The organism is Cobetia sp., from assembly GCF_983723665.1.
In genome coordinates, this window is the sequence record NZ_CFDJES010000160.1 from 1 (window position 1) to 5662 (window position 5662).

The 5662-nt window shown below is 63.3% G+C and carries 6 protein-coding genes; 4 read left to right on the forward strand and 2 right to left on the reverse strand.

From position 1 onward, the window contains the following. Positions 1 to 522 (reverse strand): LysR family transcriptional regulator (locus tag AC4FAH_RS12835; protein ID WP_490246157.1); only part of this gene is annotated, 522 nt, incomplete at its 3' end. Between the two features lie 310 nt (positions 523 to 832). Between AC4FAH_RS12835 and AC4FAH_RS12840 the strand changes: the two genes are divergently transcribed. Beyond that, the gene (locus AC4FAH_RS12840) at positions 833 to 1930 is read left to right on the forward strand and encodes a TauD/TfdA family dioxygenase (protein ID WP_287020457.1); all 1098 of its coding nucleotides are present in this window, start codon (positions 833 to 835) and stop codon (positions 1928 to 1930) included. Next, entirely contained in the window at positions 1927 to 2502 is a 576-nt protein-coding gene (locus tag AC4FAH_RS12845) for an HD domain-containing protein (RefSeq protein WP_286987787.1), read from the forward strand. Before AC4FAH_RS12840 ends, AC4FAH_RS12845 begins: the two co-directional genes overlap by 4 nt. Positions 2503 to 2518: 16 nt before the next feature. On the opposite strand, the gene AC4FAH_RS12850 is transcribed toward AC4FAH_RS12845, so the two are convergent. Beyond that, positions 2519 to 3421, reverse strand: coding sequence for a LysR family transcriptional regulator (locus AC4FAH_RS12850; RefSeq protein WP_286987785.1), 903 nt, complete (start codon positions 3419 to 3421; stop codon positions 2519 to 2521). A 217-nt stretch (positions 3422 to 3638) separates the two neighbouring features. Between AC4FAH_RS12850 and AC4FAH_RS12855 the strand changes: the two genes are divergently transcribed. Further along, positions 3639 to 4625 carry a zinc-dependent alcohol dehydrogenase family protein gene (locus AC4FAH_RS12855; protein WP_107335034.1) on the forward strand — a complete coding sequence of 329 codons (987 nt, stop codon included), beginning with the start codon at positions 3639 to 3641 and terminating at the stop codon, positions 4623 to 4625. 160 nt (positions 4626 to 4785) lie between these two features. Then, complete coding sequence (locus AC4FAH_RS12860) at positions 4786 to 5595, forward strand: SDR family NAD(P)-dependent oxidoreductase (protein WP_215824274.1); 810 nt, start codon at positions 4786 to 4788, stop codon at positions 5593 to 5595. Positions 5596 to 5662 lie beyond the last annotated feature (67 nt).

Here is a 5662-nt window from a genome sequence, read left to right on the forward strand (position 1 = left end):
CTCATCGGCCAGTTTCTCGTACTCGCGCCCACACCAACCGCCGTAGCCATTGATGATCTCGATATCGACATCGGGCTGCTCGTCCGGGAGTACTTGGTTGTGCGGCAGCACCGTGACCTGGATGTTCGGATGCAGGCGCTGGAAGTCCTTGAGCCTGGGGATCAGCCAGTATTCGACGAAGCTGTGATTGGAGCGCAGCGTCAGGCTCTGTTGCTCATCGTGCTGGAAGAGGGTGGCGGTACCACGCTTGAGGGTCTCGAACACGCCACTGACCAGCGGCAGATAGGCATGCGCCTCATCAGTCAGCTCGATGCGATTGCCGCGGCGCACGAACAGGCTGACCGCGAGGAAGTCTTCCAGCTGCTTGACGCGCTGACTGACGGCGCCCTGGGTAATGCACAGTTCGGCGGCGGCGCGGGTCAGGCTGCCGAGGCGTGCGGTAGCCTCGAAGGCGGTCAGGGCATTGAAGGGGGGCAGGCGCTGAGCGAGGCGTTGGGAAGGGTGATAGGCAGGACGCGACATGCAGAACTCCAGCTTGACTGAGCCAGTCGCCGCATCGGCGGCTGGTGCTGAAGCCATGACTGCAGATCCTGCCGCGGCACGCGGCCGAGCGACCATTCTTGCAGCCGTGCATGACGATGACGTGACAGTCTGGGCGCATAAAAACTAAGGCTCGCCGCCAGAAAGTCTCGCTATGGCCGCGGGTCTGCGTTCACTAGCATGGCGGGCATTCACTGGCGGATCGCTCGTTTGACATGAGCCTTTGCCACACCCGTTCGTCATGCCGTGCCTTGCGGCTTGTGATCGCACCCGACAGACAGGAAGACTCTGCATGCCTCGCCTCGCGTTTGACGCCGAACAGCTTCACCTGACTCTGGATGATGGCCAGACTCTTGCCCAGCATGTGCTGTGGCTGCAAGACCATGACCCCGCCCGTCGCCATGCCAATGATCAGCGTCTGGACAGTGTGCTCGACCTCGACTGGGACGCCGCCATCAGCGAGGCGGCGCTTGAGGAGGGCGACGTCCTGCGAGTGATACTGAGCAATGCGCGCGAGATTCGCTACGGCGTCGATGAGCTGGCCGCCTTGAGCACCGGCTTCCCCGATGAGCGCAGCAGCGCGCACAAGACACTCTGGCAGGGCAGTGAATTCTCGGTCGCCCGAGTCGAGTGGGCCGATGTCATCGCCGGCGGAGAGGCACTCCGCAAGGCGTTGGCCTGTGTCCGCGACAGCGGAGTGGTGTGCCTGCGCGGCGTGCCCGTCGAGCCGGGCAAGGTGCTCGAGGTAATCGAGCAGTTCGGGTATGTGCGCGAAACCAATTACGGCAAGTTGTTCGATGTCCGCACCGAGGTCTCGCCGAGTAATCTCGCCTTCAGCAATCTCGGGCTCGGAGCGCATACCGACAATCCCTATCGTGATCCGGCGCCGAGCATTCAGCTGCTGCATTGCCTGAGCAACGAGGTGGAAGGCGGCCAGACCCTGCTGGTGGATGGCTTCTCTGCCGCCGAGCGCCTGCGAGAACTGGCGCCCGAGAGTTTCGCGCTGTTGACGCGCACGCGGGTGCCGTTCCGCTTTCATGACGCGGACCATGCCGATCTCAGAAGCTGGGTGCCGTTCATCGAGACCGACCACAAGGGCAACATCCGCCAGGTGCGTTACAACAACCGCTCCATCGCCTCGCTGCCGCTGCCGCTTGAGGCGCAACGCGCCTTCTATCGTGCCTATCACGACTGGGCGCGCGTGATCGGTCAGCCGGAGCAGGCTACGCGCCTGCGCCTTGCCCCGGGGGATTGCCTGCTGTTCGACAACAGTCGCGTGATGCACGCCCGCACCGCCTTCGTGGCTGGTGGCAATCGTCATCTGCAGGGCGCCTACGCCGATCTCGACAGCCTGTATTCCACTCTCAACCTGCTGGAGAACGCCCGATGATCACTCAGCCTGCCAACGCCGAGGGGATCGTCGGCCTGATCGAGGACATCTTCGCCCTGCACGGTGCGGACTCCTATCTGGGTGAGGAGGTGACCATGGCCGAGCACATGCTGCAGGCGGCGTATCTGGCCGAGCAGCAAGGGGAATCCGAGTCGGTGATTCTGGCCGCCTTGCTGCATGACGTGGGGCATTACGCCAATGCGCTGCCGCCGGAGGTCTTGATGAACGGCCAGGACAATCGTCATCAGGTCAGCGGTGCCGACTGGCTGGCGCGCTTCTTCCCGGCCGAGATCGTCGAGCCGATACGCCAGCACGTGGCGGCCAAGCGCTATCTGGTCGCGGTGGAGCCGAGCTATCGCGCCTGTCTATCACAGGCCTCGCTGGATAGCCTGGCGCTGCAGGGCGGGGCGATGACGGAAGAGGAAGCGCAGGCTTTTGCTCAATTGCCGCAGCTCGAGGCCGTCATCAAGGTGCGGCGCCTGGATGATGCCGCCAAGATGGCCGGCATGCAGACGCCGGACTTCGCTCACTACAAGCCGATGCTTCAGCGCTGGGTGCTGGCGGTGGGATGACAGGCTTTCCGGCATCTCAGTCCTGTTGGACATCCCAATAGGGCGGGCTGCCGAAGTATTCCGAGAAGTAGTCCAGGAAGGCGCGCACCTTGGGGGCCAGCTGGCGGTTGCTGGGATAGACCGCCCAGATGCCCGTCTCGCTGATCAAGGGTGTCTCGGGTAGCACCTCTACCAGGCTGCCTTCGGCCAGGTGGCGGTAAATGCTCCATGTCGAGGACAGGGTGATGCCCAGACCTGCGGCGCAGGCGTCACGCACGGCTTCGCCATTGTCGGTGCGGATACGCCCCTTGACGCGAATCGGCTCGACGCCGTTCTCGCACTGAAAGCACCACTGGTCCATGCCGATCAGGGTCAGGCATTCGTGTTCGTGCAGCATCGAGGGATGCGTCGGTGTGCCATGGCGCGCGAGATAGTCCGGCGAGGCGCACAGAATGCGCTTGTCCGGTGCCAGGCGCCGCGCGATCAGACTGGAATCCTTGAGGGCGGAGTTGCGGATGGCGATGTCAAAGCCGCCCTCGACCAGATCGACGATGGTGTCGGTCAGGCGCAGGTCCAGTTCCAGATCAGGGCAGCGCTCGAGAAAACCGGCCAGGCCCGGCACCAGGTGCATGCGCCCGAAGGAGGCGGATGCGGTGATGCGCAAGGTGCCGCTGGGGGAGGTCGTGCCGATGCCGACGGCAGCCCGCGCGGCCTCGGCGCTGATCAGTACCTCCTCTGCATGGGGGAGAAAGGCACGACCTTCTTCGCTCAGTGCCACATGACGCGTGGTGCGATGCAGCAGGCGCACCCCCAGACTGTCCTCGAGCTTGCGCAAGTGAGAGCTGGCGACGGCGGGCGACAGTCCCAGGTCCTCGCCGGCCTGACTGATGCTGTTCACGGCGGCCAGGCGGACGAACAGCTTCAGGTGCTCAAGATTCATGCGGGTGTCCTCATTTGCGTCGACGTGCGTGGCTCCCGATGGCGAGAGGCACGCCAGCAACGGCTTGGCGCAACGTTCGTGACGTTCAATACGCCCAATACGTCCAACACATCCATTACTTTCAATAAAACCAATAAACTGATTGTAGTTTATCGCCGTTTATCATTCAGGCCCATGACAATTATGCTGGCTCCACATCCACGCAGGAGACAGACTCATGAAAGCGATGCTCGTCAAATCATTCGGTGGTCCCGAGGTGTTCGAAGCGGCGGAAATCGCCAAGCCCCAAGCGGCGGCAGGTCAGGTACTGGTGCGCATCGCCGCCACCAGCATCAACACCGTCGACACCATGATTCGCGAGATGGGCCCTGAGCTGCCGCTGTCTCCGGCACTGCCGGCGCTGCTGGGCATGGACTTCGCCGGTACCGTCGAAGCCGTGGGCGAGGGCGTCGAAGGCTACGCCATCGGGGATGAAGTCTATGGTTGTGCTGGTGGCCTGGCGGACCTTCCGGGCACGCTGGCCGAGTATATCGCCGCCGATGTCCGCCTGATCGCCCACAAGCCGAAGTCCCTGAGCATGGTGGAAGCCGCGGCGCTGCCGCTGGTCGGCATCACGGCCTATGAAGGCCTCAAGCGCGCCAACATCGAGGCCGGTCAGAAGGTGCTGGTTCACGGTGGTGCGGGCGGCGTGGGTCACATCGCCATCCAGCTGGCTCGTCACTTCGGTGCCGACGTCGCCTCTACCGTCGGTCGTGATGAGCACGAGACGCTGGTTGAAGGGCTGGGTGCCAGTGCCATCAATTACCGCAATGAGCAGGTCGCCGACTATGTGGCCAAGCACACCGACGGCAAGGGCTTCGACATCGTGTTCGACTCCGTCGGCGGCGCTAACCTGCCGACCTCCTTCGAGGCTGCCGCGCTCAATGGCCATGTCTCGACGACCGTGTCCTTCATGGAAATCGATCTGACTACCGCGCACTTCAAGGGCCTGTCACTGCACGTCGTCTTCATGCTGATCCCGATGCTGCATGACTTCCGTCGTCAGCAGCACCACGAGATTCTGGCCGACATGGCGCGTATCGCCGATGCCGGCGCGCTCAAGCCGATCATCGATGATCAGGTCTTCCCGCTTGAGGAAGTGGGCCAGGCCCACGCCCGCCTGGGCAGCGGCAAGGCAACCGGCAAGGTCATCGTCGAGGTCTGATAGCGGGACCTGATAGAGAGGTCTGATAGCGAGACCCGCCAGCCATCCAGGCGGCAGCATTTGACACTGCGCTGGCACAGATGAACGACAGGGTGTGGCCATAGGGCACGCCCTGTCGTTCGCGTCTCAAGCGTCGTGTGACATTTCAAGGAGAGAGCGCATGAAAACCATCCTTATCACCGGTTCTACCGATGGCATCGGCCTGGTCACGGCCAAGGCCCTGCTGGAGCGCGGCCATCGCGTGCTGATTCACGGGCGCAGCGAGCAGAAGGTCAATGGCGTCGTCGCCGAACTTGCAACGCTGGCAGGGGCTGAGCGTGTCGCAGGTTTCGTGGCCGACCTGTCCGATCTGGCCGCCATCGATTCACTGGCAAGCGAAGTGCTGGCGGCCAATGCCAGTCTGGATGTCCTGATCAACAATGCCGGTGTCTTCCAGGCCCCCAGCGTCGTGACGGCTGACGGTCTCGACCTGCGCTTCGTGGTCAACACCCTTGCCCCGTATCTGCTCACCCAGAAACTGGCTTCGGCACTGCGTCCGGCCGGGCGGGTCGTCAACCTGTCCTCGGCGGCTCAATCCTCCGTGGACCTGAAGGCGCTGATCGGAGAGGTCGCGTTCAACGACCACTACGCGGCCTATGCCCAGAGCAAGCTCGCGATCACCATGTGGACCCGCACGCTTGCCCAGGACTGGGAAGGCCAGGGACCGATCCTGATCGCGGTCAACCCGGGCTCTCTGCTGGCCAGCAAGATGGTCAAGGAAGGCTTCGGCGTGCCGGGCAAGGACCTGGGTATCGGTGCTGATATCCTGGTACGTGCGGCACTGGATGAGGAATTCGCCGGCGCCAATGGTCAGTACTTCGACAACGACGCCCAGCGATTCGCACCGCCGCACGCCGACGCACTCGATGATGCGCTGTGCCGTGAAGTGGTCGCGACGATGGAGAAGACGCTCGGCTCTCTGGCTGGCTGAAGCGCGCCGGGAACCGCTGTCACGCTGCAATATGACGCCCCGCTCATGCTGATGATCTCTCAGCGTG